The sequence below is a fragment of the Pseudomonas sp. 31 R 17 genome, assembly GCF_900004915.1.
Lineage (GTDB): Bacteria > Pseudomonadota > Gammaproteobacteria > Pseudomonadales > Pseudomonadaceae > Aquipseudomonas > Aquipseudomonas orientalis_A.
Map to the genome: position 1 here is coordinate 350,274 of NZ_CVTN01000065.1, position 25,038 is coordinate 375,311.

Sequence of the window (25,038 nt, forward strand, 5' to 3'; positions counted from 1 at the left end):
CGATAAGCAAGGGCGCCTGTCCATCCGCTCGGTGTGGTATCAGGCTACCCTGCGGCGATATCAAGCGGTTCTCAATGATAGAAAGCAATTAACTGTTTGCATATACAGTATTTTGTTTCAATCTAAACAAGATTTTGTGTTTAATGCATAAATATGCAAATTAGCATTTGCCAACCTTCAAGACTCCCGGCAATATCCGCGTTATGCAAAAACGCAACGTTTCTATCGTCTTGAAAGAGCTGCTGGATCGCGATCGGATCTCCCCCACGGAGCTTCACCGACGCACCGGTGTGCCTCAATCCACACTGTCCCGGATCCTCAGCGGCAAGATCGTTGACCCGTCGGACAAACACATCTCTCGCATCGCCGAGTATTTTCGCGTCAGCACCGATCACCTGCGCGGGCGCGCCGGGGTGGGTGCTTTGCGAGATGATGGGCGCGACCCGATGCATTCGGAGCTCAAGGACATAAGCCTGTGGGACGACGACACGCCCGTTAATGATGACGAGGTGTCGATCCCCTTTCTGCGCGAGGTTGAATTGGCTGCTGGATCAGGAAGATTCGTCATCGAGGAAAGTGAGAAAGCCAGCCTGCGCTTTGGAAAGCGCAGCCTTCGGCATAACGGCGTGCAGTTCGATCAGGCCAAATGCGTGACGGTGCGCGGCAACAGTATGTTGCCGGTGCTGCGCGATGGCGCGACGGTGGGGGTCAATGCCGGCAAGAGCGGGATTGGCGACATCGTCGATGGTGACCTGTATGCCATCAATCATAATGGCCAGCTCCGGGTGAAACAGCTCTACCGTCTGCCTTCCGGGATTCGCCTGCGCAGCTTCAACCGTGATGAGCATCCGGATGAAGACTATAGCTTCCAGGATATTCAGGATGAGCAGATCAGCATCCTCGGTCATGTTTTCTGGTGGGGGATGTACGCCCGCTGACCTCATCGCGTAAGACGAAACCCGCCCATGAGCGGGTTTTTTTTCGGCTGCAGAACACCTCCAAACCCCGAGCCCATAAGGCTTTGAATGCGCCAATGCATATCCACAAGAAAAATAAATGCATTGGTGCATTGACTGTATATGCATACATGCATATTATCCATCTCAAGCCAGCCAACAAGGCCTGGTGGAGGCGGCAAGGATGCTGCCAAGGAAGACAAGGAAGGCACGCAACATCGGCAAGGACGCCATCGAAGCGGTGGCAGGGATGCCAGGCAACACCGGCAAGGATGCCGACGCTCTTTAGTTTCGCCCAGCTTCAAAAACAGGCAGCGATGAACCGGCCTTAACGGTTCAGAGGGTTGGCAACTGACCCGGGTGTGCAGCGTAAAGCACCAGAAGCAGTTATCCGGCAGACAGGGATCGTGGTCGGAAAAACATTCAGGAAAGGACCGTACCGCGCCAGTAGCGCCGAAAGTCCGAGGACATCATTACTGAAAAGCCCGGGCTACCGGGCTTTTTGGAATGCCTACCTATCGAAGTGTGTGTAATTGAAAACGGACTATTCAGTGCTCAGCCAGGAGGCGTGACATGACAAACGAACAACAAGCGTTAGCGGAAATGCCTATCTGGCTGGTGATCATATTGGCCTTGGTCGGCGGCGTTTCCGGAGAGATGTGGCGCGCCGACAAGGAGGGCGCCCGCGGCTGGTCGTTGATCCGCCGTCTGGCGCTCAGGTCCGGCGCGTGCATGGTCTGCGGGGTTTCGGCCCTGATGCTGTGTTATGCCGCCGGTATGTCGATCTGGACTGCCGGCGCCATTGGCTGCCTGACCGCCATGGCCGGCGCCGACGTGGCCATCGGCCTGTATGAGCGCTGGGCAGCCAAGCGCATCGGGATCAATGAAGGGTCTCGTCAGGACCCGCAGTAACCGCAAGGATGCTACCCAAATGACCCTTATCGAAAAGCCATCCCAACTACCCCAGGCTATCGGCGCGGCGCTGCATGCGGCCTACCCGGACCTCAAGGTCGGCAGCCACCGGGACTTCCAGAGTGACCTGGAGAATACCGGCGTCATGATCACGGTTGAAGGCAATGGCCCGGGCATTCGCTCCCGCGAAGGGCGCAAGGCCCATGTCCTGGCCATTTCGCTCAGAGCCATGGTTGCCCCCGGCGCATTGCCGTTCGATGCCTGTGACCTGGCCAGCCAACTGATGGACCTGGTGCTGGACAACCGTTGGAACCTGCCTCAGTCCCAGTGCGATTTGCCGACGAATATAGTCGCCGCTCCTTCTAGGGTTTCCACCGTAGCGACGGACTACGACACCTGGACTGTTTCCTTCACTCAAACCCTCTATCTCGGGCCCGAGTTACTCAACGATCCTACGGGCCAAGCGCTGTTCGCCTGTACCTGGGACGTCTTGAACATCGATGACCCCGATCAATACAGACCACTGGCGGAGTAGCCCATGTTCGACGCGCTGTTACGCATGCAGCTGGGGCCAATCGTCGAGCGGCTGGCGGAGATGGAGGCTCAACTGGAGGACTTGTACCGCCGCGCTGAAAGCTTCTGTCGGATTGGCGTTTGCCAACAGGTCGACGCCGCCAGCAATACCTGCCGGGTCAGTCACGGTGAGTTGCTCACGCCGGCCATCCGCTTTTTCAACCCCAGCGCCGGTGCGCAAACCGAAACCCGTATTCCGTCCGTAGGCGAGCAATGTCTGTTGCTCAACTACGGCGGTGGGGAAGGGGGCGCGCAGTCCGTGGCTCTGTTCGGCCTCAACAGTAGTCTCTTTCCGCCAGTCTCGACGGTTCCCTCGGTGACCCGACGACGCCATCAAGACGGTACCCAAAGCGATTACGACGACGCCAGCCACACCTTCAACTGGGCCAACGGGCCGACGATGGTCACCGGTTCTCGCGAACAGGTCGACCTCAAGGTCGGCGCCGCCAGCCTGACCCTCAACCCGCAGGGCATCACCCTGCAAATCGGCGGCACCGCACTGTTGCTGGATGCCGGCGGTGCTCACTTCAGCGGCCCGGTGATAGACCACCAAGGTCGGGTCATCAGCCCCTGACAAGGACACTCCATGATTGGCATCGATCGCAACACCGGGGCGGCCGTCGATGACTGGCTGCAATTCGTCCAGCGCGCCACCCGAGCGCTGACCACGCCCATTGGCACACGGCAGAAGCGTCCGCTGTATGGCTCGCTGATCCCGCAGTTGCTCGGCCAGAACCTGGGCGACGACCTGCTGCTGCTCGCCCAGAGCCATGCCGCCCAGGCGTTCTACAACGCCCAGAACGGCATCGGCGACTTTCAGCCCCAGGTCATCGTCGCCACCCGCCAGGGCGCCGGCCTGCTGCTGCGCTTTGCCGGCACCTGGAAAAACCGCCAACAAACCTTTGAGGTCGTGACATGAGCATGCTGATCCCTGGCCAGAACCAACTGGCCGAGCCGGCGATTATCGCGGTTGACGAGTTCGAACCCTTGTTGGCCGAGTTCAAGGCGTTCGTGGTCGACTACGTTGCAGCGAGTGCGCCGCAAAGCGCGGCCAAACTCAAGGTCAGCCTCGACAACGAAAGCGAGCTGCTGACCCTGGCGCTGGAAGCTTTCTGCGTGCGCCTGCAAACCCATGAGCGCAAATACAATGCACGCATCAAGCAGATGCTGGCGTGGTGGGCCACCGGCAGTAACCTGGATGCACGGCTGGCGGATATGGGCCTGGAACGCCAGGTACTCGACCCCGGTGACCCTGCGGCTTTCCCGCCGGTGCCGCCGATCCTGGAAAGCGACGACGATGCCCGCCTGCGCTACTACCTGGCACCCCATGCTCCGGCGGCGGGTTCGCGGATGCAGTACCGCCGCGAAGTGTTCACCCTCGGCGAGCGGCCGGCGGTCAAGGTCCAGAGCGCATCGCCGGGCGTGGTGACCGTCAACTACACCTTCGATCCGGACGGCTATGCGGCCCAGGTCAAGGACGGTAACGGCCGACGCATCGCGCCCGGCGAAGTGATGGTCACCGTGCTGTCGCGTGACGGCGACGGTACCCCATCCGCCGATTTGCTTGACGGTGTGCGCCGACATTTCGCACGGCCTGATGTACGCCCGGAAACCGATCTCGTCACCGTCCAGGGCGCACAGATTCAACCCTACAAGATTCGCGTCATCGCCAGGATCAACGCCGGGCCAGACTCGGGTTTGACCCAAATGGCGGCGCAGCAACTGCTGCAGACTTACGCTGATTCCTGCCATCGCCTGGAAGGGCGCGTCGACCCGAGTTGGATCGACTACGCCATTCACAGTGCAGGGGCGGCGCAACTGCAAATCCTGGAACCGCTGGCGCCGATTGTCAGCAGCGCGTTCCAGGCCCCGTATTGCACGGGTGTCGAGGTGGAGGTGCGCACGCTATGAGTGAACTCAAAGCGAGTTTGTTGCCGGCCAACAGTTCACCACTGGAAAAGGCGCTGGATGCAGGGTTCGGCAAGCTGCTTGACCGGGTCGCACCGCCGTTTCCAGCGTTGATGAACCCGCTGCAAACCCCCAGCGAATTTCTGCCTTACCTGGCCGCCGACCGAGGTGTCAGCGAATGGGATGCCCAAGCCAGCGAATCGGAAAAGCGCCTGACCGTGGCCTTGTCCTGGCAGATCCAGCGCCAGGCCGGCACACCCAAGGCCTTGAGCCATGCGGTGGAGTCACTGGGGTTTACTCCCAACATCAGCGCCTGGTATCAGCAGCGGCCAACCGGTATGCCGTACACCTTTGACGTGCAGGCGATCATTGGGCGCAGTTGGTCCAGTGGCGACCACAACCGGCTGATCCGCCGTGTCAACGCGGCCAAAAGCGAGCGGGATCAGGCCACGATTACGATCGTGCATGAAACCGAAGGTCAGCTTGCGTTCACGCAAGTGCTTGACGCCCCTTTAAGCGACGGGGAGTTCTATTTAGATGGCGCGCTGCCGGAATTTGCGCTGGTTGCTCGGCTAAACAGTGCCGGGGTTGCCCGGCACTACACCATTAACGACTACGACCTCAGGGCGCAGCCATGACAGATGAAATCACGCGCCTGGTGCGCTTCACTTCCAAGGGTTTGGATGAAGTGCTGCAGGCCAGGAACCAGGGCCTCAAAGGCGAAATCACCCACATCGGCGCCGGCTCCGGCCGCTACAACCCCGACGGCACGGAGGTGGCCTTGCGCGATGAGCGCCAACGGGTCGCCATTGTGGATTACGAAGACCTGGGCGAGCGCCAACTCAGGATGGCCGCGCTGTTTGACGGCGACGATGAGTATGAAATTGGCGAGTTCGGCTTTTACCTCGCCAGTGGGACCTTGCTGGCGGTGTATTCCGTGGCGGGGAAGTTGCTGACGTATAAAGCGGCGGCGGCTCGGGTACTGCAGAAGTTCACGCTGGATATTTCGCCGTTGCCGGCGGATAGCGTGACGGTAGTCGTGGGGACTGAGAGTCTCAATATTCTGCTAACTGAAGAGTTGGCTTCGTTGTCGGCTGCCAGCATCGACAGTATGTCCAGAGATATCGCCATACTCCTTCGGGTTATGAATCTGGAGGCGGAGACCCAGGTCGATTAGTGGTTGTTTAATTACCTTCAAACTTGGCTTGATTGAAGAGAGTCAGCCAACCGTTCAATGCACTACAAGGAGTTCAAACATTGAGTACTGAACAGCAACTGGCGGCCGTGGTTAGCGCAGCGAATGCGCTAACCAACGTCGTGACAGGGAAGATTGGCGAAATTGATAAGGCGCTAACGGACGCAAGGGCGAAATATGACGAGCAGCTATCCAGTTTGAATAGCCGCTTGCCTCGTCTTGCCGTGACGAAAAACTTTCATATGGAGCCCGATACCACTGGCAAACTGATTGATGGCTGGTATGTGCATAGCGAAGTCACCGCCACCAAAGTACGGACTATTACACAGCAGGCTCAATCTGCTGGGCGGCCGGACGCCGACGTTGAGTTTATGCGCCAAGTGGAGGCTGATGTGCGCGAGCAGTTTCCCGGGTTTGATATAAGGGCGGCAGGTTACTGGCGAAATCAGGTTAATGTTTGGCAAATGAAGTGGTCCGAAAACAAATCCATGACTTGGCTGGCGTTTCCCACATCGATCGATACGGGGCGCTTGAGCGGAACGACTCCTGTGCCGTTGAATAACTGCATGACGATGGGCGCTTTTGTTCGGGTCAATGAAGGCACCATTGAGGGGGCGTGGGCCACTGGTAATACGAAGGGCAAATGGCGCTGGTGCTCCGTGCTTCACATGCCTGACAACTTCTTCGCTAATTACATGCACGTTCACCCTGTCCGCGGTTCTGCAACGGGGACGGTTGAAGTGATGCTTGCCGGCGCCTGTACAGGCGTTGTCACTCGCCCCACCGAATGGGGAACCCTATTGGGTCTGGGTTAAGGAGAAATATTGATGAAACCAGAATTTGTACTTCCTGAAATTCACCCATTGATTAAATGGAAACTGATTCGCGCCGCGCGTGATGCTGACCTGTCATCCAGTGACTACGCGGCTATGCCTGATTATCCAATTGCGGACAAAGATCGCCCAGCATTTGTTGCTTACCGTCAAGGGTTACGTGATATCCCGGATCAGGGCGCAGATCCCGAGGCCTTAGTCTGGCCTGAAAAACCTACGTTCCTTAAGTAACCCCCACCGCGAAAGCGGTTTTTTTTCGCCTCCCCAAAGCCCCTCCCGCAGGGGCTTTGGCATTTCTCACCCGGAGAATCCTACCCATGCCCACGCGCCAAACCTACACCGTCCTCATCCCTTTTCCCATCGGTAACGGCCATTGGTCCACCGCTGGCGAGGAGCTTGAATTGCTGGACGTCGAAGCATCCGCCCTGCGCACCGCCGGCCGCCTGGAACTGACCAGCGTCCTCAATTCCACCCCCAAGAAGGCTGAATAATCATGGCTGAGGTTTTGAACTTCGAGCACAACGGCATTACCGTCAATGCCACCGAATCGCCCGAGGCCATGGGTGGCCTGGGCGATAACGTCATCGGCCTGGTGGGCACTGCCCCCAACGCCCATGCATCGATCCCGAAAAACGCGCCGTTTCGTATCAACAGCTTCACCACTCAGGCGCTGCTCGACCCGACCGGTACCGAGTCGGGCACCTTGTTCCAGGCGGTGTACCAGATCCTCAAAGTGGTCAAGGTGCCGGTCTACGTGGTGATTGTCGAAGAAGGCGCCACCCCGGCCGACACGCTCAACAATGTGATCGGCGGCAACGACCCGGTCACCGGTCGCAAACTCGGCCTGGCTGCCCTGAGCAGCGTGCCTGAAGACCTGACCATCATCGGTGCCCCGGGTTTCACCGGCACCAAGGCCGTAGCCGGCGAGTTCGCCTCCTTCGGCAAGCGCATCAAGGCCCGTGTGGTACTCGATGGCAAGGACGCTTCGGTCGCCGATCAAGTGACCTACAGCGGCGAACTGGGCGGTGCAGACCTGGGCTTCGACCGTTGCCTGCTGGTGCACAACATGCCGTCGGTGTATTCCAAGGCTGCGAAAAAGAACGTGTTCCTCTCGCCGTCCTCGTTGGCCATCGCTGCGCTGGCCAAAGTCAAGCAGTGGGAAAGCCCGGGCAACCAGGTGACCTTCGCCGAAGACGTTTCCCGCGTCGTCGAGTACAACATCCTCGACACCTCCACCGAAGGCGACCTGCTCAACCGTTATGGCGTGAGCTACTACGCCCGCACGGTGCTCGGCGGTTTCTCGCTGCTGGGCAACCGCTCCATCACCGGCAAGTTCATCAGCTATGTCGGTCTGGAAGACGCCATCAGCCGCAAGCTGGTCAAGGCCGGCCAGAAGGCCATGGCCAAGAACCTCACCAAATCCTTCATGGACCAGGAGGTCAAGCGCATCAACGACTGGCTGCAAACCCTGGTGGCCGACGAAACCATCCCTGGCGGCAGCGTCTACCTGCACCCGGAGTTGAACAGCGTCGAAAAGTACAAGAACGGCACCTGGTTCATCGTCATCGACTACGGTCGCTACGCGCCGAACGAACACATGGTTTATCAACTCAACGCCCGCGATGAAATCATCGAGCAGTTCCTGGAGGACGTTCTCTAATGTTTACCAACCGAGTCAGACAGGCCATTGCGGCCACCCTCCAAGGCCTGCCGTTGTCGGCCACGGTCGATTCCTTTACGCCGCCGAAGATCGAGTTCGAAATGGACCCGATGACCGGCGGGCGCTTCATCGCCGAGGAGGTGGCCAAAAGCGCCAAGGTGATGGGCGCAACCCTGGTACTGCAAGGGGTGGGTGCAGAAGTGTTGCTGGCGCTTGGCGTCACGCGGGGCGATGACATCCTGTTGAACGTGCGCGAAGCCGGGCAGGATCAGGATGGCAAGACCTACTTCACCTACCACACCGTGGGTGGCAAGTTGAAGTCGCTGACCGAAACCGCGCTGACGATGAATGCCAAGCCCGTCACCACCCTGGAACTGTCCTGCCGTACCTATAACCGTCTGGAAAACGGCATTTCGGTGATCGATATCGACGTGCGTACCCAGAAATTCGTGCTCAACGGCGTCGACATTCTCGGCGACGCCCGCCGCGCCGTGCTGATGCCGTAAGGCCCCGGGGGCGGGTTCGCTCGCCCCATACCTGATCAAGGAATCACCCCATGGCCTGGATGCCTGCGCTACACGTCCTGCTGTCCCCGATCACCGCCGACACCGGTGCCGTGATCGAGCAGATTCAACTCAAACCCTTGTTCTACGCGCCACAGAAAGAAGCCCTGGCGCGCGCTGGCGACGATGAAGATGAGCAGTTTTTCGAACTGGCCAAGCTCGCCACCGGCCTGTCGGAAAAAGAACTCGACCAACTCAAGCGCCCGGACTACGTCAGCATTGCGCAATACGTACACGAAATGTCGACCCAGCCTGCATCGTTTTTTCTCGATCAGGCCGATGTGCCGCGCCAATCGCTGACCAGCGAGCACGTCGCGCTGCTGCTTCCCCTTCAGGCAAGCGGTCGCACGCTCACCCACGTCACCCTGGAAATGCCCGCCCTGCGCGCCACCAAAGTGATGAAAAAACTGCCCACCAACAAAGAACGTGCCGAGTTCATCACCGCTCATTGCGCCGGCCTGATGATTCCCGATCTCGCCGGCTTGACCGTGCCCGACTGGACCGAACTGCAGGGGCGCATCGACGATTTTTTAAACAAACCGGCGGACTTCTTTCGGAACGCGACATCGAAGTGATCCTCGATGTAGTACCGCTGGTTTACTCAGTAACCGAAGCGGAAATCCTCGACTGGGACGCCGGCAAGGCATTGCGCCGCTACGACATCGCGATCAATCGCCTTGGCGTTAAACAGGAGTAGAGCGGGATGGCAGACAGTAATAAAGGCGCTGAGTCAGCCATCGCCAGGGACGGCGTGATGATTCAGCGCTCACCCGAAATGGCCGGCGCACAGGCCAGCCTCAACCCCATCGCGCAAACCCTGGCGAGTCCGGTTGAGGCGGTGCCGGAAGGTGCCGCGAACCTGGTGTTGGCATTGGCCGATGCCAGCCTGCAGATCAACCATTTGGCCGAAGGCCAGGCGCGGCTTGTGGACACGCTTGAGCTGTTCAACGCCTCATTGCTCAAGATGATGGACGCCCGGCAAGCCGACGCCATCGAGGCGGCGGGTACGGGCGATACGAGCACCCGCACGGCGGCCCCCGCGGGTACGCCATCGCAGGCACTGGATGCCGCGATGACCGACCTGGACCAACTGCTGCACTTCGTCGGGCGTGAGCGCAAGTCAATGCGCGAAGCCAACCTGGCCATGGCGACCGAGCCCATGGTGGCGGCCAGCGGCGCGAGCGCGGTGGACCTGGCGAAGGTCGAGTACGTTGCGGCCAAGTCGGGTATCGGCAGCGAGCGAGTTGACGCGTCAGGCAATATCGACCAGGCCGGGCGCCAGGCAGACTTGCAGCAATTCGCCCGCGACGCGGCGATCATGGCGACGGCGTTCAAAATCGATGTGAAGCATGCCGGCGAGCTCATGGGCGGGTGGCTTGAGTCTATGCACCTTGACCGCACCCAAACCCTGGATTTGGCTGACGCGACAAATGTGCTGGGCAACGATGTCTCGCTGAAGGCCGAGTCAGCGGACATTGCAGCGATCGTGCAACGTCGCGGCGCCGCCGCAACGACTGCGGGCATGCTTCCCGAGCAGGCCGCGGCGCTTTCGGCGGTGTTGTTGAGTGCCGGTAACAGCAAAGGTGCTGCGGAGCTCGGGCTGGAAAAAATCAGTCTCGCCCTGGCCAAAGGCGACAGCGCTTCTCCCGCGCAGCGCAGCGCCTGGGCAGCGCTCAAGCTTGATCCCAAAGAGCTGGCCGGTGGCATGAAACAGGATGCCCCGCAGACCCTGGTTACCGTGCTGGAGGCACTCAAGTCGCAACCGGCTGAAAAGCAGGCGGCGCTGGCGGCGCAACTGTTCGACGGTAACCAGTCGATTCTGAGCCTGGTGCCGATTATTGACAGCGTTAAACACGCCTTTTCGCAGGTGGCCGAGACGTCCACCTACGCCACCTCGGCGTTAGGCGATCAAGGCTCTGTTCAGCGCGTTGCAGCGATTCGCGCCGATTCCACCCAGGCTCGACGGCAGGCCTATGAGGCCAGTACCACGCGCTTGCAAACTGCCTCCGATGTGGCCCTGGCGCCCGCCGTGGATACCTCGCTGACAGCGATGACCGGTTTGGTCAACGGCGTGAGTGGCTTGGCTGAAGCGCTGCCTCACACCACCGCCGCCGTCACGGTGGCAGGGGCTGCACTGGGGGCTGTGCTTTCCGGTGTGTTCGATGCCGTGAAGGACAAGGTGCTTGAAAAGGTCGCGGGGAAAATTCTCCGCGAGGGACCTGCCGCTGACCCTTCCTCCCGCCCGCAGCACACTCGCAGTGACGACACCCCTACAGGTAAACCCAAGCCGGGTTCGGCGTCCGGTCCTGACCGGCCAAGCAAAACGGAGAAGGCCGGCAAAGTCGCCAGACAGGCTTCGTTGGGGTTGGTGCTGGCACAGGCCGGAGTTGATGTCACACAGGGCGCGCTGACGGGGAATCCGGGTGAAGCGCTGGGCTCCAGCGTGGGTTCGGTAGGCGGCGCCGTCGCCGGTGGCGTTGCCGGTGAGTTCGCCGGCATGGCGATTGGCCGAGCGGTCGGCACGCTTGCCGGAGCGGTGATCGGTTCGGTGGTACCGGGTGCCGGTACGGTGCTGGGCGGGGTCATGGGCGGCGTCGCCGGTGGCGCGATCGGCAACGTGGTGGGCGGCGCCGTCGGTACGTTTGTCGGTAGTGACGTGGGGGCATGGCTTGCCGAGAAAGTAATGGGTTCCGGGGATCGCTTGCCGTCTCCCACGGATGTCAGCCACAACCTCAACAACCCCCAAGCCGATAACCGTCAAATCAATTTTGCCCCGCAAATCACTATCAACGCGCCGGAACAAGCCAGCTATCAGCAATTGGCGACACTCGTGGTGCAACAGATCGAAGCGCAATTTACGCCGCTGTCGATGGACAACCTGCTGGCGACGCGACGTGGCGCAGCACTGACCGATGGAGCTGTGTGATGCGACAACAAATGGTGTTGGGCACGTTTATTTTCGGGCTGTCCCGCGGGTTCGCCTACGACAGCCTCGATCGTGGCAGCAGTGGTGGGTGGGTCAGCCTGGACATCATCGCCGGCAAACCCAAATCCAGCCAGGTGGGGCAGGGTCTCGAAACATTGGCAGTGGGCGGCAAGGCCGCGCGGGCCAATGGCATGCAACGCCTGGATGAACTGCGGGCCCTGCAGGACCTGCGCGTGCCGTTGCCTCTGGTGGACGGCCTGGGGCGCAACTGGGGGTTGTGGACCATCAAGTCGATCAGCGAAAAACAAACCAGCGTCATCGACGACGGCACCGCCATGGCGATCGCCTGGTCGCTGGTATTGGAGGAGTTCGTCAATGCGTAGAGTCCGAAGTATTGCGGGCGATTCGGTAAACCTGCTGCTCTACCGAGAGCTCGGCCGCTGTGATGATGCTGCGGAGGAGGCGCTGTGGCGCTTGAATCCGGAGCTGGCGGAGAAGGGCGCAATATTGCCGGCCGGCGTCAGTGTGCTGGTGCCCGAACTGGATGCAAAACCTGTCGCGAGTCGGCCGGTTTCAGCCTGGGATTAAGGAGCGATCATGGCACTTGGATTCACACCGGTGGTGGAGCTTTACGGCGCCAATGCCGCCTTGTTCAACGAGCGGCTATTGGAGTGGGAGCATATTGACGCGGCGGGATTTGTGTCCGACCAACTCAAGTTGACCCTCGACATCGAGGGCCTTGAAGGCCTGCCCGATCTGGGCGGGAAAGTCGGCTTGCGCGTCGGTTATCTGGAGTCCGGCCTGGTGGATAAGGGCATGTTCAAGATCACTCAGCGTAAGCCGTCGCTGTTCCCGATGCGCCTGGTGCTGGTGGCCACGGCGGCGCCGTTCGATGAGCATGGGTTCAAACAGCGCCGCACCGCCAGCCATGGGCCGACAACCCTGGGCGCACTGTTTCGTCAATTGACCAGTCGCTACGGGTTTTCCCCGCGTGTGGCGCCTGAGCTCGACGGCGAGCGAATCGCGCATATCGACCAGACCAACGAGAGTGACATGGCATTTCTGACCAGGCTGGCCAAACGCTTCGATGCAGTGGCCAAGCCTGTGGACGAGCTCTATGTGCTCGGGCGCAAAGGTCAGATCAAGTCCTTGTCGGGCAAGGCGCTGCCGGATGTGCGCTTGTCCGTCACCCGTGATAATCGCCCGGGCGACCACGCCTTCATCAGCGCCACCCTTACCGAAACCAGTCGCGCCAAATATAAAGGCGTGCAGACGTCCTGGTGGGATGCGGCGGGCGGCAAAAAGCAGGTGGTAGAGGTGGGGATCGCACCGTTCAAGGTGGTGACGCAGCGTTATCCAAGCGAGGACGAAGCGCGCTCGGCGGCGCAGGGCGAGATGCGCCGTGTGGGCCGAGAAGGACTGCAGATCGATGTGGTGTGCCCCGGTAACCCGTCGCTGGCCGCTGAAGGGTTGCTGCTGCTGGACGAGTCGTGGCCGGGCTTCATGCAGGGACGCTGGTCGATCAAGACGGTGACGGCCAGCGGTAAACGCACCGGCGGCTACCGAAGCACGATCCAGGCCAGTGGTTTGTCGGTGTAGACATTTTTTCAGAGTAGGTCCCATGCAGATTACCCTTACCCAGCTTCTTGATGTGATGCCGGGAGCCCGCCTTCGAGCGGGCATTTTTTTGTCCCCGTTAAATGCAGCCTTCGTGCGGTACGAGCTCAACAGTGCCAGGCGCATTGCCGCCTTCCTCGCCCAAATCGGTCACGAATCCGCCGAACTGCGCTACGTACGCGAACTGGGCAGCGATCAATACCTCAGCAAGTACGACACCGGCACCCTGGCCACCCGCCTGGGCAATACCCCCGAGGCGGATGGCGATGGCCAGAAATACCGGGGCAGGGGCCTGATCCAGGTCACGGGGCGGCGCAACTACCTGGCATGCAGCCAGGCACTGTTTGGCGATGAGCGCCTGTTGCAGCAACCGCAATTGCTGGAACAACCGCAGTGGGCGTGTGAGTCCGCCGCCTGGTTCTGGCACAGCAACGGCCTCAACGAGCTGGCGGATAAAGATCAATTCACCACCATTACCCGGCGTATCAACGGCGGCCTTAATGGCCTGCAGGCGCGGGTGCAGTTGTGGGAGAGGGCGAAGGCGGTGCTATGCGTTGGCTAGGCACGTTGCGTTGGGTCGGCGTTTGCCTGCTGCTTGCACTGGTGTGGCAAGTACAGGCCTGGCGCTATGGCGCGCAGCTGGAGCGGCAGGCGGCCGGGCAGGCGCTGGCGCTCAGCCAGCAACAGCAGGCCGCGTCCGAACAGCAACAGGCAGAACAGCAAAAGCGCCTGGCCCTGGAGCGCCAACTCACTACCAGCGACCAACAACACACTCAGGAGCTGAGCGATGCCCAACGTCACCAAGCTGCTCTGCGCGACCGCCTGGCCACTGCTGATGTGCGGCTGTCAGTCCTTCTCGACGCCACCGATACCGCCGGCTGCACGCCAGTGCCAGCCGCCTCCGCCCCCGGCGGCGTGGTTCATGCAGCCCCACGCGCCCGACTTGACCTGGCGCATGCTCAACGAATTATCCGCATCACCGACGACGGCGATAACGCCCTGATCGCCCTGGGTGCCTGTCAGGCCTATGTGCGAGCCGTCACGCGTTAGTCTTTTGATGCACTCTGCAACTTGCATGGCCGATAGGCTGCTGTAGGGTAGGCGAACCCCCGCCCAATCCTGGAGACGACCGTGAAGGAAATCACTCAACTGGCTGCTGAACTGGGGCGCCGTTTGCAGGTGCTCAACGCCCATGTCACCACCGCCGAGTCCTGCACCGGCGGCGGTATCGCCGAAGCCATTACGCGGATTCCGGGCAGTTCGGCATGGTTCGAGGCGGGCTATGTCACCTATTCCAACCGACAGAAGACCCGGCAACTGAATGTGCCGGAAAAGCTGTTTGCCAAGGTCGGTGCCGTCAGCCAGGAAGTGGTGGAAGCCATGGCGCGAGGGGCGCAGGAAAAAAGCCTGGCGCGCTTTGCCGTGGCGGTCAGCGGCGTGGCAGGCCCGGACGGCGGTTCGCCGGACAAGCCGGTGGGCACGGTATGGCTGGCGTTTGGCGTGGGCGATGAGGTCACGGCCGAGCGTGCGCACTTTCCCGGCAACCGTGACGAGGTCCGTCGACAAACGGTAAAGGCCGCGCTCGAAGGCTTGTTGCGACGAGCTGCAGCAGAAATAGACAATCAGGGGTAGGCGATCTTCGATCTTTGTGGAACAATACTGTCTACTTATACAGGTGTTGGCCGTCAGGCCTTATTGATTACGTGAGGACTTTAATGGACGACAACAAGAAGAAAGCCTTGGCTGCGGCCCTGGGTCAGATCGAACGTCAATTCGGCAAGGGTGCCGTAATGCGTATGGGCGATCACGACCGTCAGGCGATCCCGGCTATTTCCACTGGCTCTCTGGGTCTGGATATCGCGCTCGGCATTGGCGGCCTGCCAAAAGGCCGTATCGTTGAGATCTACGGTCCTGAATCTTCCGGTAAAACCACCCTGACCCTGTCGGTGATTGCCCAGGCTCAGAAAATGGGCGCCACGTGCGCGTTCGTCGACGCCGAGCACGCCCTGGATCCTGAATACGCCGGCAAACTGGGCGTCAACGTTGACGACCTGCTGGTTTCGCAGCCGGACACCGGTGAGCAAGCCCTCGAAATCACCGACATGCTGGTGCGTTCCAACGCCATCGACGTGATCGTGGTCGACTCCGTGGCAGCGCTGGTACCGAAGGCAGAAATCGAAGGCGAAATGGGCGACATGCACGTGGGCCTGCAAGCCCGTCTGATGTCCCAGGCGCTGCGTAAAATCACCGGCAACATCAAGAACGCCAACTGCCTGGTGATCTTCATCAACCAGATCCGTATGAAAATCGGTGTGATGTTCGGCAGCCCGGAAACCACCACCGGTGGTAACGCGCTGAAGTTCTACGCTTCGGTCCGTCTGGATATCCGTCGTACCGGCGCGGTGAAGGAAGGTGACGAGGTTGTTGGTAGCGAAACCCGCGTTAAAGTCGTGAAGAACAAGGTGGCCCCGCCTTTCCGTCAGGCAGAGTTCCAGATTCTTTACGGCAAAGGCATCTACCTGAATGGCGAGATGATCGACCTGGGCGTGCTGCACGGTTTTGTCGAGAAGTCCGGTGCCTGGTATGCCTACAACGGCAGCAAGATCGGTCAGGGTAAGGCCAACTCGGCCAAGTTCCTGGCGGACAACCCGGATATCGCTGCCACGCTTGAGAAGCAGATTCGCGACAAGCTGCTCACCCCAGCACCAGACGTCAAGGCCGCCGCCAACCGCGAGCCGGTTGACGAGATGGAAGAAGCCGACACTGACATCTGAAGCACACGATGACTGTTGTACTGGATACACTTGTCGCCGTTCGGCGCACTGCAATGGACCTGCTTGCTCGCCGCGAGCATGGTCGAGTCGAGCTGACGCGTAAATTGCGTCAGCGCGGCGCAGAGCCTGAAATGATCGAAACAGCCCTTGACCGGTTGACGGAAGAGGGGCTGTTGTCGGAGTCCCGATACCTCGAAAGCTTTGTGTCCTACCGCGCGCGGTCCGGTTATGGCCCAGCGCGGATTCGCGAAGAGTTGAGCCAGCGTGGCCTGCAACGTGCCGATATCGACCTTGCTTTGCGCGAGTGCGGTATCAGTTGGCAGTCGCAGTTGGAAGAGACTTGGCGGCGCAAGTTTGCTGGGCATCTGCCGATTGATGCCAGGGAGCGTGCGAAGCAGGGGCGTTTCCTGAGTTATCGCGGGTTTTCGATGGACATGATCAGTCGCTTGTTAAGCGGCCGGGACATGGACGACTGAATGCAAAACAAAAGGCCCACTATGAAAATAGTGGGCCTTTTTTTTCGCCTGCAAAAAATCACGCAGGCTGTGGCATCCCTCGCTGTTGCACCTCACCCTGAGGCTGCACCCAATTTTCCGGCAAGTTGATGTAGTCGACCAACTCGCGCAAACGCCCCTGGTCTCGGCCATTGAAGTTGAAGACCAGCCGCGTCAAATGACTGAACCTGGGGTCGTCATGCTCTTGGCCTGTGTAGGCAAGCTGCTGGAATTCTCCGCTCAGTCGAAGGCTGGCAAACTCATCCTGCAAATGGGCCAGGGCTTGATCACTGAGGGGATGGTTCATACGCACCACGAATTCACGCTTGAGCCAGCGGGTTGAATGGAAGTTGGCATAAAACCGGTTGATCTCGTCCACGGCTTCTTCTGCGCTGTAGACCAGGCGTATGAGCTTGAGGTCGGTCGGCAGGATGTAGCGGTTAGCCTCCAACTGGCTGCGGATAAAGTCCAGGGCGCCTTGCCAGAACCCGCCGCCTGGAGCGTCCAGCAGCACTACCGGTACCAGCGGGCTTTTACCGGTCTGGATCAGGGTCAGCACTTCCAGGGCTTCGTCCAGGGTGCCAAAACCACCCGGGCACAGAATCAGTGCGTCGGCTTCCTTGACGAAGAACAGTTTGCGGGTGAAGAAAAAGTGGAAGGACAGCAGGTTGTCTGTGCCATCGATGGTCGGGTTGGCATGCTGTTCAAACGGCAGGGTGATGTTGAACCCCAGGCTGTGCTCCAGGCCCGCGCCTTCATGCGCCGCCGCCATGATGCCGCCGCCGCCGCCGGTGATGACCATCAGGTCGGAACGTGCCAATGCCGCGCCGACCTCTCGAGCCAATGCATACAGGGGACTTTCTATCGGCGTGCGTGCGGAACCGAACACCGTCACCTTGCGTCGTCCCTTGAATTGTTCGAGCACGCGGAAAGCGTGGTCCAGCTCACGGATCGCACGCAGGGTGATCTTGGCATTCCAGCGGTCACGGTCGTCCTGGGCCATGCGCAGGACCGTGAGAATCATGTCGCGATAAAGGGGAATGTTCGGGCTGTTTGGCGCGACCAGTTGGAGTTGCGCGTCAACCTGCTGCGTGAGGTCGGTACCGTTTTGTTCAAAAAGATCGAGCAGGGAGGCATTCGATTCATAAGGCATTCAACTTTCTCCTTCTTCACAGGGCCTGGCCAGCCGACGCGTGTCGTCAGGGGGCACGACACTGCATGTGTCGTTGCTTGCCGCAGGAGGGCAGGCCTCTTTTGCCCTGAAAGTATTACAGAACAGCAGGGAAGACTGCTCTGGCGGGCGCATGGGATGAGCTGATCATGGGCTGCAAAACCCTTGGCTGGCAACCGCTTATTGGTGATTGATCACGGCGTTCAGGTGCAGGCGGGCGCTGGAGCAGGGGAGTGGCGCGTCACCGGGCAGCAACGCGCAAGGTACAAGGCAGGGTTACTTTTTCTTCTTGGACGGAGCCGGGCAGTCGGCTTCGGCGAACTTGACCGATGCGACAGGACGGTTGGTCTTGTTCTCGGTGATTTCGTAGCGCATGACCGCGCCCTTCGCCATCAGCTCGCGGTAGCCTGGGTTGGTGCAGACACTGCGGCCCAATTGGAAATACACGGCCTTGGGGTTGGCGCGCATCTGCTCGGCGCGGTCAGGCTGCACGCTGAGATGATCGATCAGTTGCATACCTTCAACGGTGTAGGCCACTTCCAGGGTTTTCTCATCGATTTCCCGGGGCAGGTCCTTGTTGCTTTCGGTCGCGACGCTTTGCAGCTTGCGGTTCATTTGAGCCTCCAGCAGCGAGGCCGCGTGGGCGCCCATGGGCAAGGCCAGCGCAATAGCGACGGATGGGGCAACGAGGCGCAGCATGGAACGCAGCATCAAATTCTCCTGATTCGGTTACTGGTGCATAGACCAGCCACTGCGCTGTGCGTTCAGTGGCGCGCAATTATAGGTGAGCGCCGGCCACTACAGCCAGGCGTATCGCTGGTAAACTGCGCCCACTCCAATTGCTTTCGAGTTATCCCGTGTCGATTGACCCGTTTCTGTGGCGTATCCAATGAGCCACGCTGTCTCCCGCTTGCGCACCCAGCGTCTGGCCCGAGCCGTCAGGCCGTTCCTGAATCGGGGATCGCGCGCCGAGCGGTGCACCGGCTGCCGAGTGATTCCCGAGTACTGCCTGTGCGCGTGGCGACCAACGGTTCAAGCCAAATCGGCCATGTGCCTGTTGATGCACGACGTCGAACCGATGAAACCCAGCAACACCGGCTGGCTGATCGCCGATGTCATTGACGACACCAGCGCGTTTGCCTGGTCGCGGACCGAGGTCGACCCGGCTCTGCTCACCCTGCTCGCCGACCCGCAGTGGCAGCCGTACATCGTGTTTCCCGGGGAATTCGTGGCGCCTGAACGGGTGGTCAGCGTGGTGGATGCAGAGGAGGGCAGGCGCCCGCTGTTCATCTTGCTGGACGGCACCTGGAGCGAAGCGCGCAAGATGTTTCGCAAGAGCCCGTACCTGGAACATTTGCCGGTGCTGAGCCTGGCGCCGGAGCAGTTGTCACGTTACAAGTTGCGCCGTTCCAAGCGTGATGATCATTTCTGCACCGCCGAGGTGGCCGCGTTGTGCCTGGAGTTGGCCGGTGATCAGGCCGCCAGCGAAGTGCTCGACGCCTACCTCGATGTTTTCAGCACGCACTACCTGGCCGCCAAGTTTCAGCTGCCTGTGGATGAGACGGACATTGTCCACACACGTTTGGCGCCCTATATCCCGGCGCTATGACCCGTCGACGTTTGCATGATGGCACCTTAATCACGCAACCCGCTAAAATCCCCATGGGCGTAGTGCTTGACCCCCCAGGCTGCGCTGGGCATGCTGGGCGCCGATTGGGGCGCTCCCTTGGTTTTTCGACGTTGTTTTGCGTGTTTTTGACGTTGAGCGTGCCCCGTGGCGATGGCTGCCTGGCCGTTGCCTTGTGTACTGGCGAACCCTGAACCCATCAGGGCTCCCGTAAAAACAGGATCATTTAATCAATGGCCACATACGACATCCTGATAGCCGATGACCACCCGCTGTTTCGCAGTGCGCTGCATCAGGCCGTAACCCTGGGCCTTGGCCCGGATGTGCGACTGGTCGAAGTCGCCAGCATTGCCGAGTTGGAAGCCCGCTTGACCGAAAAATCCGACTGGGACCTGGTGCTGCTCGACCTGAACATGCCCGGCGCCTACGGTTTTTCGGGGCTGGTGCTGCTGCGCGGGCAATATCCGCAGATACCGGTGGTGATGGTCTCGGCGCAGGAAGAGGCCGATGTGGTGGTGCGCTCCAAGGAGTTCGGCGCCAGCGGCTTCATTCCCAAGTCCAGCGCGATGGAAGATATCCAGAAGGCTGTGCGCACGGTATTGGACGGTAATGTGTCCTGGCCACCGCAAGCTTTTGAAGAAATCAACGTGTCCGAGGAAGCCAAGGCGGCCCGTGATGGCCTGGCCAGCTTGACGCCTCAGCAGTTTCGCGTGTTGACCATGGTCTGCGAAGGCCTGTTGAACAAGCAGATTGCCTACGAGCTGAGCGTGTCGGAAGCGACGATCAAGGCCCATGTCACCGCTATTTTCCGCAAGTTGGGCGTACGTACGCGTACCCAGGCGGCGTTACTCCTGCAACAACTTGAGTCAATTTCGCAGCATTAAGCTGTCACCGATTCACGCTTTTTTGACTTTGCGTGCTCTAGTTTCCCCACTCCTTTGGTTCAGTTGCCTACATCTATGTCGCCTTTCAAGGGTCAAACCGGTATCAAACGTATCTTCAACGCAGGGGGCTATTCCCTGGATGGCCTGCGCGCGGCTTTCACCGGCGAGGCGGCGTTCCGTCAGTTGGTACTGCTGAACGTCATCCTGATTCCGTTGAGTTTTTTCCTGCAGGTCAGCCGCGTCGAACGCGCATTGCTGATTGCCGTGTGTCTGTTGGCCCTGATCGTCGAATTGCTCAATTCAGCAGTGGAGGCGGCCATCGACCGCATTTCCCTGGACCGCCACCCCTTGTCGAAGAACGCCAAGGACATGGGCAGCGCCGCGCAATTCGTCGCCTTGACCATGATCACGCTGGTGTGGGCGGTGATTCTGATCTGACGATCAGGCAATGCTCGGCAGTACGATTTCGTCGCTGCGCTGAACCCCGGCGGTAAACGCGCGGCACAGCTCCAGGAACTCGCGCATCGCCGAGGTCTGGTATTTCTGCTTATGCCAGATGAAGTAGAACTGCCGGGCCAGGTCCAAATCCGGGGTTTCTACCGGCACCAGGCTGCCACGCCGGAACGCATCGCGCAGTGCCAGCCGCGAAATGCAGCCAATCCCCAGACCTGACTCCACTGCCCGTTTGATCGCCTCGGTGTGCTCCAGCTCCAGGCGGATATTCAATGCGCTGCGATGATGGCGCATGGCCTGATCAAACGTCAGGCGCGTGCCCGAGCCTTGTTCGCGCAGAATCCACGCTTCATGGGTCAGCTCATCCATGCTTGCCACGCCACGTTTGGCCAAATGATGCTGGGGTGCGCAAAACACCACCAGCTCATCCTCCACCCAGGTTTGCACCTCGATGTCCGGGTGGCTGCAGTCGCCTTCGATTAGACCCAGGTCAATTTCGTAATGCGCCACCTGATGCACGATATGGGCAGTGTTTTGCACATGCAGCTTCACCTGGCTCTCGGGATGCTGCTGCATGAAGCTGCCGATCAACAGGGTCGCCAGGTAATTGCCGATGGTCAGGGTGGCGCCCACCGCCAGCGAGCCGAAGCCGGACTTGCCATTGAGCAGGTCTTCGATCTCCTTGGCCTGGTCCAGCAGCGCCACCGCCTGGGGCAACAGTTGATGACCGAGGGCGTTGAGGCTCAGGCGTTTGCCGGCGCGGTCGAATAACTGGCAGCTGGATTGACGCTCCAGCTCGGTGATCGAGGTGCTGGCGGCGGATTGAGATAAGGCCAGCAGGCCAGCAGCGCGGGACACGCTTTCCTGCTGGGCGACGGCGACGAAGACTTGCAGTTGACGGAGAGTAAATCGCATATCGATATAACCGATAACCCTTATCTTAATAATCCAGTTAACAGATATTGTCGCCGCCATTAGAATGCTGTGCAATTGCGCACTTCACATTTGGCGCAGACCCATTTCCAGGAGTCCCCCGTACATGAGCAACATGAACCACGAGCGTGTCCTCAGTGTTCATCACTGGAACGACACTCTGTTCAGCTTCAAGTGCACCCGCGATCCGGGTTTGCGCTTCGAGAACGGTCAGTTCGTGATGATCGGCCTGCAACAGCCCAATGGCCGCCCGCTCATGCGCGCCTACTCCATTGCCAGCCCGAACTGGGAAGAGCATCTGGAGTTCTTCAGCATCAAGGTGCCGGATGGCCCGCTGACTTCCCAGCTGCAGCACTTGAAGGAAGGCGACGAGATCATCATCAGCAAAAAACCGACAGGCACCCTGGTGCTTGACGATTTGAAGCCGGGCAAGCACTTGTACCTGCTCAGCACCGGTACGGGGCTGGCGCCGTTCATGAGCGTGATCCAGGACCCGGAGACCTACGAGCGCTTCGAAAAAGTGATCCTGTGCCACGGCGTGCGTTACGTCAACGAAGTCGCCTACCGCGAGTTCATCACCGAGCACCTGCCGCAGAACGAATTCTTCGGTGAGGCGTTGCGTGACAAGTTGATCTACTACCCGACCGTGACCCGCGAGCCGTTCGAGAACGAAGGTCGCCTGACCGACCTGATGCGCAGCGGCAAGCTGTTCAGCGACATCGGCCTGCCACCGATCAACCCCGAGGACGACCGCGCCATGCTGTGCGGCAGCCCGAGCATGTTGGACGAAACCAGCGAAGTGCTGAACAGCTTCGGCCTGAAGGTTTCGCCACGCATGCGTGAGCCGGGGGATTACCTGATTGAGCGTGCGTTCGTCGAAAAATAAACGCGATCAAAAAAATGTGGGAGGGGGCTTGCCCCCGATTGCGGTGGATCAGTCACAGATGAGTTGACTGACACACTGCTATCGGGGGCAAGCCCCCCTCCCACATTTGGGTTCCGGTTTATCCGGCAGGCACCACTTCCAATACGCAAATCATCCCTGCCTCGGGATAGTGCCAACGTACATCCACATCCCAGAACTGCACGCCGTATTCGCGCTCCGGCCCTGGCGTCTGGTACGCCGGTCGTGGATCTTGCGCCAGGCACTGATCAATCAACTCAACCAACGGTTCACCCAGACGCTGGGCATGGCCCTGCGCCTGTTGCAGCGCGGTCTTGAGCCACTGCACGCCAATCAGCGGCGGCGCACCGCTGGCGATGCTGTTGGTCGCCGTGTCGACGATATCGGCGTACGGCACATACGGCTTGATATCCAGCACCGGCGTGCCATCGAGCAAATCGATCCCGGAAATCCACAGCCGGCCCGCTTCCACCTTGTCCAGCTTGACCACTGACTGGCCAATCCCGTTGGGGCGATGGGTGGCGCGGGTCGCAAATACGCCCATGGACGTATTGCCGCCCAGGCGCGGCGGTCGCACTTTAAGGCGTGGCGTGTCTTCGAGCGCCTGGTGAAACAGAAACAGCAGCCACACATGGCTGACCTGTTCCAGTCCCTGCACCGCCTCGCCGCCATCGAACGGCGCCACCAGCTCCAGCACACCGCGGGCGGCCGGAGCCAGTTGCGGTTGACGCGGGATGGCGAACTTCTCCTTGAAACAGGAGCGTACGAAGCCGATGGGCGAGACCTGATAACTCATGGCTTACGCACGAACCCGCAGCGTCAGACCCTTGAGGAAGTTGCGCAACAACTGATCGCCACAGGTGCGGTAGTTGGTGTGACCGAACTTGCGGAACAGCGCGCTCAGCTCGGGCTTGGACACCGGGAACTCGGCGGCCTTGAGGATGGCGTGCATGTCGTCTTCCTTCAATTCGAAGGCCACGCGCAGTTTTTTCAGGATGATGTTGTTGGTCACCGGGGTTTCGATCGGCTGCGGCGGACGGCTTTCATCCTTGCCGCGCTTGAAAATCACCAAGCCGTCGAGGAAATGCGCCATCACCTCATCCGGGCAGAACACAAAGCCTTCTTCCTCATCTTTCTTGAGGTAGGTGAGCAGGTCTTCCTTGGTCACGTCCATGCCGCCGAGCTTGATGATCTCGACCATCTTGTTATCGCTGATGTCGAGCATGTAGCGCACGCTGCGCAGTACGTCGTTGTGAATCATGGTGGGCAATCCTGGTTTTCAGCGGGTAGACACCGCCCAATCAGGCGGTGTCGGGAAAAGGGTAACGGCCTAAAACTTCTCTTTGCCGGACAGGTAACGCCATTGGCCCACCGGCACCTTGCCAATGGACACGCCGCCAATGCGGATGCGGCGGATCGCGACGACTTTCAGGCCAACGGCTTCGCAGAACAGCGCGATAACGCCTGGCTGCGGGTTTTTCAGCGCGAAGCGCAGGCGGTTTTCGTTCTGCCAGCTGGCTTTCACGGCCGGTAGCTCCTTGCCTTTGTAGGTCAGGCCGTGGTTCAGGCGGTTGAGGCCATGGGCGACCATGTCGCCTTCGACTTCCACCACGTATTCCTGCTCGATCTTGGCCGCATCGGCGGTCAACTTGCGCAGGATTTTCCAGTCCTGGGTGAACACCAGCAGGCCGCTGGCCTTGGCTTGCAGATCGGCGCTGGCGGTCAGGCGCAGGAAGTGGCCTTTTAGCGGGCGCTTGCTGAAGCGGTGTTCTTCCGACAAGGTTTCGGCGCTGATCGACGCCATGGCCGTCTCGGCATCCATCCCCGCCGGGGCGTGCAGCAGGATGGTCACCGGTTCCGGCACGGTGGCCTTGGCGTCGGGGTCCAGCTCGACCTTCTGGGTAGTGACCTTGAACTGCGGTTCGTCGATCACTTCACCGTCCACCGAGACCCAGCCGCCTTCGATAAACAGCTCAGCCTCCCGACGGGAGCAACCGACCAGTTCGATAAGGCGTTTGGAGAGGCGTATGGGGTCAGTCATGACAAGGGCCGTAACAAAAGGGGGCGGCTATTGTACCTGCCTGGCGCCGGTTAATCCCGGTCCCATTTCAGCCACTGCGTATTTGCTGCTGGCGCAGGCGCAGATGCAGCAACGGATAGGGCTGGCCCAGGCCATCGTGCTCCGTGCGTCCGATCACCTCAAAGCCTTGCTTGAGGTAAAAACCCAGCGCCTGCGGATTCTGCTCATTCACATCCAGCTCATCGGCATTCATGCAGTTGATCGCGTAGCGCAGCAATTGCCGTCCCAGGCCCTGGCCACGGTGCAGGGGGTCGATAAACAACATTTCCACCTTGCCCGCCGCTACGCCGGCAAACCCGGTGATGCGCTGGCTCGAATCCTTGGTACACACAAGCATCACTGAATCCAGATAGCGCGTCAGCACCAGCTCTTTGAGCAACACAATGTAACTTTCCGGCAAAAAGTCATGAGTGGCGCGCACCGAGGCCTCCCAGATCCTCGCCAGCTCGGGGTAATCGCTATTGTTGGGGGTGTGGATAACCGAATGCTCACGCATGCCCGCTGTCTCTTGTCGAAATAGGTGCCGATGGGCAAAACGATAGACCTAAAAAAGCCCCGCATCTTGTCCAGAAGCA

Annotated in this window: 35 protein-coding genes; 28 read left to right on the forward strand and 7 right to left on the reverse strand. The window is 60.1% G+C overall.

Going from position 1 to position 25,038, the window contains the following annotated elements:
- Positions 1–194: 194 nt before the first annotated feature.
- The 24 genes from BFP89_RS13750 (at position 195) to recX (ending at position 16,393) form a co-directional block, all read left to right on the forward strand.
- Entirely contained in the window at positions 195–938 is a 744-nt protein-coding gene (locus BFP89_RS13750) for a LexA family transcriptional regulator (protein WP_170827578.1), read from the forward strand.
- A gap of 591 nt (positions 939–1,529) precedes the next feature.
- A complete protein-coding gene (locus tag BFP89_RS13755) occupies positions 1,530–1,868 on the forward strand; it encodes a phage holin family protein (protein WP_065886012.1) in 339 nt (112 codons plus the stop codon).
- A 19-nt stretch (positions 1,869–1,887) separates the two neighbouring features.
- Entirely contained in the window at positions 1,888–2,403 is a 516-nt protein-coding gene (locus tag BFP89_RS13760) for a hypothetical protein (RefSeq protein ID WP_065886013.1), read from the forward strand.
- Between the two features lie 3 nt (positions 2,404–2,406).
- The gene (locus tag BFP89_RS13765; RefSeq protein WP_065886014.1) at positions 2,407–3,015 is read left to right on the forward strand and encodes a phage baseplate assembly protein V; all 609 of its coding nucleotides are present in this window, start codon (positions 2,407–2,409) and stop codon (positions 3,013–3,015) included.
- 12 nt (positions 3,016–3,027) lie between these two features.
- Complete coding sequence (locus tag BFP89_RS13770; RefSeq protein ID WP_065886015.1) at positions 3,028–3,360, forward strand: phage baseplate protein; 333 nt, start codon at positions 3,028–3,030, stop codon at positions 3,358–3,360.
- Entirely contained in the window at positions 3,357–4,352 is a 996-nt protein-coding gene (locus BFP89_RS13775) for a baseplate J/gp47 family protein (protein ID WP_065886016.1), read from the forward strand. Before BFP89_RS13770 ends, BFP89_RS13775 begins: the two co-directional genes overlap by 4 nt.
- Positions 4,349–4,987: a phage tail protein I gene (locus BFP89_RS13780; protein ID WP_065886017.1), complete on the forward strand. Its 639-nt coding sequence runs from the start codon at positions 4,349–4,351 to the stop codon at positions 4,985–4,987. The genes BFP89_RS13775 and BFP89_RS13780 overlap by 4 nt, the downstream gene beginning before the upstream one ends.
- Positions 4,984–5,526, forward strand: coding sequence for a phage tail protein (locus tag BFP89_RS13785; RefSeq protein ID WP_065886018.1), 543 nt, complete (start codon positions 4,984–4,986; stop codon positions 5,524–5,526). Before BFP89_RS13780 ends, BFP89_RS13785 begins: the two co-directional genes overlap by 4 nt.
- Positions 5,527–5,606: 80 nt before the next feature.
- Complete coding sequence (locus tag BFP89_RS13790; RefSeq protein ID WP_065886019.1) at positions 5,607–6,359, forward strand: hypothetical protein; 753 nt, start codon at positions 5,607–5,609, stop codon at positions 6,357–6,359.
- A 12-nt stretch (positions 6,360–6,371) separates the two neighbouring features.
- Positions 6,372–6,608, forward strand: a complete 237-nt coding sequence (locus BFP89_RS27495) for a tail fiber assembly protein (protein ID WP_065891921.1) — start codon at positions 6,372–6,374, stop codon at positions 6,606–6,608.
- Between the two features lie 86 nt (positions 6,609–6,694).
- Positions 6,695–6,868: a hypothetical protein gene (locus BFP89_RS28940; RefSeq protein WP_003189022.1), complete on the forward strand. Its 174-nt coding sequence runs from the start codon at positions 6,695–6,697 to the stop codon at positions 6,866–6,868.
- Positions 6,869–6,870: 2 nt separating this feature from the next.
- Positions 6,871–8,037, forward strand: a complete 1,167-nt coding sequence (locus BFP89_RS13795) for a phage tail protein (protein ID WP_065886020.1) — start codon at positions 6,871–6,873, stop codon at positions 8,035–8,037.
- The gene (locus BFP89_RS13800) at positions 8,037–8,543 is read left to right on the forward strand and encodes a phage major tail tube protein (RefSeq protein ID WP_065886021.1); all 507 of its coding nucleotides are present in this window, start codon (positions 8,037–8,039) and stop codon (positions 8,541–8,543) included. The genes BFP89_RS13795 and BFP89_RS13800 overlap by 1 nt, the downstream gene beginning before the upstream one ends.
- A 50-nt stretch (positions 8,544–8,593) precedes the next feature.
- Positions 8,594–9,175 (forward strand): phage tail assembly protein, encoded by a 582-nt coding sequence (locus tag BFP89_RS13805; protein ID WP_065886022.1) that lies wholly within the window; start codon positions 8,594–8,596, stop codon positions 9,173–9,175.
- On the forward strand, positions 9,172–9,297 hold the full coding sequence (locus tag BFP89_RS29355; protein ID WP_256095160.1) for a hypothetical protein: 126 nt from the start codon (positions 9,172–9,174) through the stop codon (positions 9,295–9,297). Before BFP89_RS13805 ends, BFP89_RS29355 begins: the two co-directional genes overlap by 4 nt.
- A 6-nt stretch (positions 9,298–9,303) precedes the next feature.
- A complete protein-coding gene (locus BFP89_RS13810; RefSeq protein WP_065886023.1) occupies positions 9,304–11,526 on the forward strand; it encodes a phage tail tape measure protein in 2,223 nt (740 codons plus the stop codon).
- Positions 11,526–11,909, forward strand: coding sequence for a phage tail protein (locus BFP89_RS13815; RefSeq protein ID WP_065886024.1), 384 nt, complete (start codon positions 11,526–11,528; stop codon positions 11,907–11,909). The genes BFP89_RS13810 and BFP89_RS13815 overlap by 1 nt, the downstream gene beginning before the upstream one ends.
- Positions 11,902–12,114 carry a tail protein X gene (locus tag BFP89_RS13820; RefSeq protein WP_065886025.1) on the forward strand — a complete coding sequence of 71 codons (213 nt, stop codon included), beginning with the start codon at positions 11,902–11,904 and terminating at the stop codon, positions 12,112–12,114. Before BFP89_RS13815 ends, BFP89_RS13820 begins: the two co-directional genes overlap by 8 nt.
- 9 nt (positions 12,115–12,123) lie before the next feature.
- A complete protein-coding gene (locus BFP89_RS13825; protein WP_065886026.1) occupies positions 12,124–13,125 on the forward strand; it encodes a contractile injection system protein, VgrG/Pvc8 family in 1,002 nt (333 codons plus the stop codon).
- 22 nt (positions 13,126–13,147) lie between these two features.
- Positions 13,148–13,705, forward strand: a complete 558-nt coding sequence (locus tag BFP89_RS13830) for a glycoside hydrolase family 19 protein (RefSeq protein ID WP_065886027.1) — start codon at positions 13,148–13,150, stop codon at positions 13,703–13,705.
- Entirely contained in the window at positions 13,693–14,193 is a 501-nt protein-coding gene (locus BFP89_RS13835) for a lysis system i-spanin subunit Rz (protein ID WP_065886028.1), read from the forward strand. Before BFP89_RS13830 ends, BFP89_RS13835 begins: the two co-directional genes overlap by 13 nt.
- An 81-nt stretch (positions 14,194–14,274) precedes the next feature.
- Positions 14,275–14,775, forward strand: coding sequence for a CinA family protein (locus tag BFP89_RS13840; RefSeq protein ID WP_065886029.1), 501 nt, complete (start codon positions 14,275–14,277; stop codon positions 14,773–14,775).
- Positions 14,776–14,858: 83 nt separating this feature from the next.
- Positions 14,859–15,917 (forward strand): recombinase RecA, encoded by a 1,059-nt coding sequence (gene recA / locus BFP89_RS13845; RefSeq protein ID WP_005785454.1) that lies wholly within the window; start codon positions 14,859–14,861, stop codon positions 15,915–15,917.
- An 8-nt stretch (positions 15,918–15,925) separates the two neighbouring features.
- Entirely contained in the window at positions 15,926–16,393 is a 468-nt protein-coding gene (gene recX / locus BFP89_RS13850; protein WP_065886030.1) for a recombination regulator RecX, read from the forward strand.
- 58 nt (positions 16,394–16,451) lie between these two features.
- Here recX and BFP89_RS13855 read toward each other — a convergent pair whose 3' ends face one another.
- The gene (locus tag BFP89_RS13855; protein ID WP_065886031.1) at positions 16,452–17,564 is read right to left on the reverse strand and encodes an LOG family protein; all 1,113 of its coding nucleotides are present in this window, start codon (positions 17,562–17,564) and stop codon (positions 16,452–16,454) included.
- A gap of 294 nt (positions 17,565–17,858) precedes the next feature.
- Positions 17,859–18,293, reverse strand: coding sequence for a PA3611 family quorum-sensing-regulated virulence factor (locus BFP89_RS13860; RefSeq protein WP_065886032.1), 435 nt, complete (start codon positions 18,291–18,293; stop codon positions 17,859–17,861).
- A 178-nt stretch (positions 18,294–18,471) separates the two neighbouring features.
- Between BFP89_RS13860 and BFP89_RS13865 the strand changes: the two genes are divergently transcribed.
- From BFP89_RS13865 to BFP89_RS13875, 3 genes are all read left to right on the forward strand, one after another.
- Complete coding sequence (locus BFP89_RS13865) at positions 18,472–19,191, forward strand: tRNA-uridine aminocarboxypropyltransferase (RefSeq protein ID WP_065886033.1); 720 nt, start codon at positions 18,472–18,474, stop codon at positions 19,189–19,191.
- Positions 19,192–19,442: 251 nt separating this feature from the next.
- A complete protein-coding gene (erdR, locus tag BFP89_RS13870; RefSeq protein ID WP_065886034.1) occupies positions 19,443–20,093 on the forward strand; it encodes a response regulator transcription factor ErdR in 651 nt (216 codons plus the stop codon).
- A gap of 75 nt (positions 20,094–20,168) precedes the next feature.
- The gene (locus tag BFP89_RS13875) at positions 20,169–20,531 is read left to right on the forward strand and encodes a diacylglycerol kinase (protein WP_003189051.1); all 363 of its coding nucleotides are present in this window, start codon (positions 20,169–20,171) and stop codon (positions 20,529–20,531) included.
- 3 nt (positions 20,532–20,534) lie between these two features.
- Here the strand turns inward: BFP89_RS13875 and BFP89_RS13880 are convergent, their stop codons facing one another.
- Positions 20,535–21,461 carry a LysR family transcriptional regulator gene (locus BFP89_RS13880; protein WP_010212678.1) on the reverse strand — a complete coding sequence of 309 codons (927 nt, stop codon included), beginning with the start codon at positions 21,459–21,461 and terminating at the stop codon, positions 20,535–20,537.
- Between the two features lie 124 nt (positions 21,462–21,585).
- Between BFP89_RS13880 and fpr the strand changes: the two genes are divergently transcribed.
- Positions 21,586–22,365: a ferredoxin-NADP reductase gene (gene fpr / locus BFP89_RS13885; protein ID WP_003189055.1), complete on the forward strand. Its 780-nt coding sequence runs from the start codon at positions 21,586–21,588 to the stop codon at positions 22,363–22,365.
- 118 nt (positions 22,366–22,483) lie between these two features.
- Here the strand turns inward: fpr and tsaA are convergent, their stop codons facing one another.
- The 4 genes from tsaA to BFP89_RS13905 form a co-directional block, all read right to left on the reverse strand.
- A complete protein-coding gene (gene tsaA, locus BFP89_RS13890; RefSeq protein WP_065886035.1) occupies positions 22,484–23,179 on the reverse strand; it encodes a tRNA (N6-threonylcarbamoyladenosine(37)-N6)-methyltransferase TrmO in 696 nt (231 codons plus the stop codon).
- A gap of 3 nt (positions 23,180–23,182) precedes the next feature.
- A complete protein-coding gene (locus BFP89_RS13895; RefSeq protein WP_005785469.1) occupies positions 23,183–23,644 on the reverse strand; it encodes a DUF1456 family protein in 462 nt (153 codons plus the stop codon).
- 69 nt (positions 23,645–23,713) lie between these two features.
- Positions 23,714–24,424, reverse strand: coding sequence for an rRNA pseudouridine synthase (locus tag BFP89_RS13900; protein ID WP_065886036.1), 711 nt, complete (start codon positions 24,422–24,424; stop codon positions 23,714–23,716).
- Positions 24,425–24,491: 67 nt separating this feature from the next.
- A complete protein-coding gene (locus tag BFP89_RS13905) occupies positions 24,492–24,959 on the reverse strand; it encodes a GNAT family N-acetyltransferase (protein WP_065886037.1) in 468 nt (155 codons plus the stop codon).
- Positions 24,960–25,038 lie beyond the last annotated feature (79 nt).

Excerpts from the sequence above, each read along its gene's own strand:
- BFP89_RS13755 (WP_065886012.1), top strand. The coding sequence starts at position 1,530 with ATGACAAACGAACAACAAGCGTTAGCGGAAATGCCTATCTGGCTGGTG.
- BFP89_RS13805 (WP_065886022.1), top strand. The coding sequence starts at position 8,594 with ATGGCCTGGATGCCTGCGCTACACGTCCTGCTGTCCCCGATCACCGCC.
- BFP89_RS13820 (WP_065886025.1), top strand. The coding sequence starts at position 11,902 with ATGCGTAGAGTCCGAAGTATTGCGGGCGATTCGGTAAACCTGCTGCTC.
- BFP89_RS13855 (WP_065886031.1), bottom strand. The coding sequence starts at position 17,564 with ATGCCTTATGAATCGAATGCCTCCCTGCTCGATCTTTTTGAACAAAAC.
- BFP89_RS13875 (WP_003189051.1), top strand. The coding sequence starts at position 20,169 with ATGTCGCCTTTCAAGGGTCAAACCGGTATCAAACGTATCTTCAACGCA.
- BFP89_RS13760 (WP_065886013.1), top strand. The coding sequence starts at position 1,888 with ATGACCCTTATCGAAAAGCCATCCCAACTACCCCAGGCTATCGGCGCG.
- BFP89_RS13835 (WP_065886028.1), top strand. The coding sequence starts at position 13,693 with ATGCGTTGGCTAGGCACGTTGCGTTGGGTCGGCGTTTGCCTGCTGCTT.
- tsaA (WP_065886035.1), bottom strand. The coding sequence starts at position 23,179 with ATGAGTTATCAGGTCTCGCCCATCGGCTTCGTACGCTCCTGTTTCAAG.
- fpr (WP_003189055.1), top strand. The coding sequence starts at position 21,586 with ATGAGCAACATGAACCACGAGCGTGTCCTCAGTGTTCATCACTGGAAC.
- BFP89_RS13830 (WP_065886027.1), top strand. The coding sequence starts at position 13,148 with ATGCAGATTACCCTTACCCAGCTTCTTGATGTGATGCCGGGAGCCCGC.
- BFP89_RS13775 (WP_065886016.1), top strand. The coding sequence starts at position 3,357 with ATGAGCATGCTGATCCCTGGCCAGAACCAACTGGCCGAGCCGGCGATT.
- BFP89_RS13795 (WP_065886020.1), top strand. The coding sequence starts at position 6,871 with ATGGCTGAGGTTTTGAACTTCGAGCACAACGGCATTACCGTCAATGCC.
- BFP89_RS13865 (WP_065886033.1), top strand. The coding sequence starts at position 18,472 with ATGAGCCACGCTGTCTCCCGCTTGCGCACCCAGCGTCTGGCCCGAGCC.
- recA (WP_005785454.1), top strand. The coding sequence starts at position 14,859 with ATGGACGACAACAAGAAGAAAGCCTTGGCTGCGGCCCTGGGTCAGATC.
- BFP89_RS28940 (WP_003189022.1), top strand. The coding sequence starts at position 6,695 with ATGCCCACGCGCCAAACCTACACCGTCCTCATCCCTTTTCCCATCGGT.
- BFP89_RS13815 (WP_065886024.1), top strand. The coding sequence starts at position 11,526 with ATGCGACAACAAATGGTGTTGGGCACGTTTATTTTCGGGCTGTCCCGC.
- BFP89_RS13860 (WP_065886032.1), bottom strand. The coding sequence starts at position 18,293 with ATGCTGCGTTCCATGCTGCGCCTCGTTGCCCCATCCGTCGCTATTGCG.
- BFP89_RS13780 (WP_065886017.1), top strand. The coding sequence starts at position 4,349 with ATGAGTGAACTCAAAGCGAGTTTGTTGCCGGCCAACAGTTCACCACTG.
- recX (WP_065886030.1), top strand. The coding sequence starts at position 15,926 with ATGACTGTTGTACTGGATACACTTGTCGCCGTTCGGCGCACTGCAATG.
- BFP89_RS13785 (WP_065886018.1), top strand. The coding sequence starts at position 4,984 with ATGACAGATGAAATCACGCGCCTGGTGCGCTTCACTTCCAAGGGTTTG.
- BFP89_RS13770 (WP_065886015.1), top strand. The coding sequence starts at position 3,028 with ATGATTGGCATCGATCGCAACACCGGGGCGGCCGTCGATGACTGGCTG.
- BFP89_RS13895 (WP_005785469.1), bottom strand. The coding sequence starts at position 23,644 with ATGATTCACAACGACGTACTGCGCAGCGTGCGCTACATGCTCGACATC.
- erdR (WP_065886034.1), top strand. The coding sequence starts at position 19,443 with ATGGCCACATACGACATCCTGATAGCCGATGACCACCCGCTGTTTCGC.
- BFP89_RS13880 (WP_010212678.1), bottom strand. The coding sequence starts at position 21,461 with ATGCGATTTACTCTCCGTCAACTGCAAGTCTTCGTCGCCGTCGCCCAG.
- BFP89_RS27495 (WP_065891921.1), top strand. The coding sequence starts at position 6,372 with ATGAAACCAGAATTTGTACTTCCTGAAATTCACCCATTGATTAAATGG.
- BFP89_RS13800 (WP_065886021.1), top strand. The coding sequence starts at position 8,037 with ATGTTTACCAACCGAGTCAGACAGGCCATTGCGGCCACCCTCCAAGGC.
- BFP89_RS13825 (WP_065886026.1), top strand. The coding sequence starts at position 12,124 with ATGGCACTTGGATTCACACCGGTGGTGGAGCTTTACGGCGCCAATGCC.
- BFP89_RS13900 (WP_065886036.1), bottom strand. The coding sequence starts at position 24,424 with ATGACTGACCCCATACGCCTCTCCAAACGCCTTATCGAACTGGTCGGT.
- BFP89_RS13810 (WP_065886023.1), top strand. The coding sequence starts at position 9,304 with ATGGCAGACAGTAATAAAGGCGCTGAGTCAGCCATCGCCAGGGACGGC.
- BFP89_RS13765 (WP_065886014.1), top strand. The coding sequence starts at position 2,407 with ATGTTCGACGCGCTGTTACGCATGCAGCTGGGGCCAATCGTCGAGCGG.
- BFP89_RS13905 (WP_065886037.1), bottom strand. The coding sequence starts at position 24,959 with ATGCGTGAGCATTCGGTTATCCACACCCCCAACAATAGCGATTACCCC.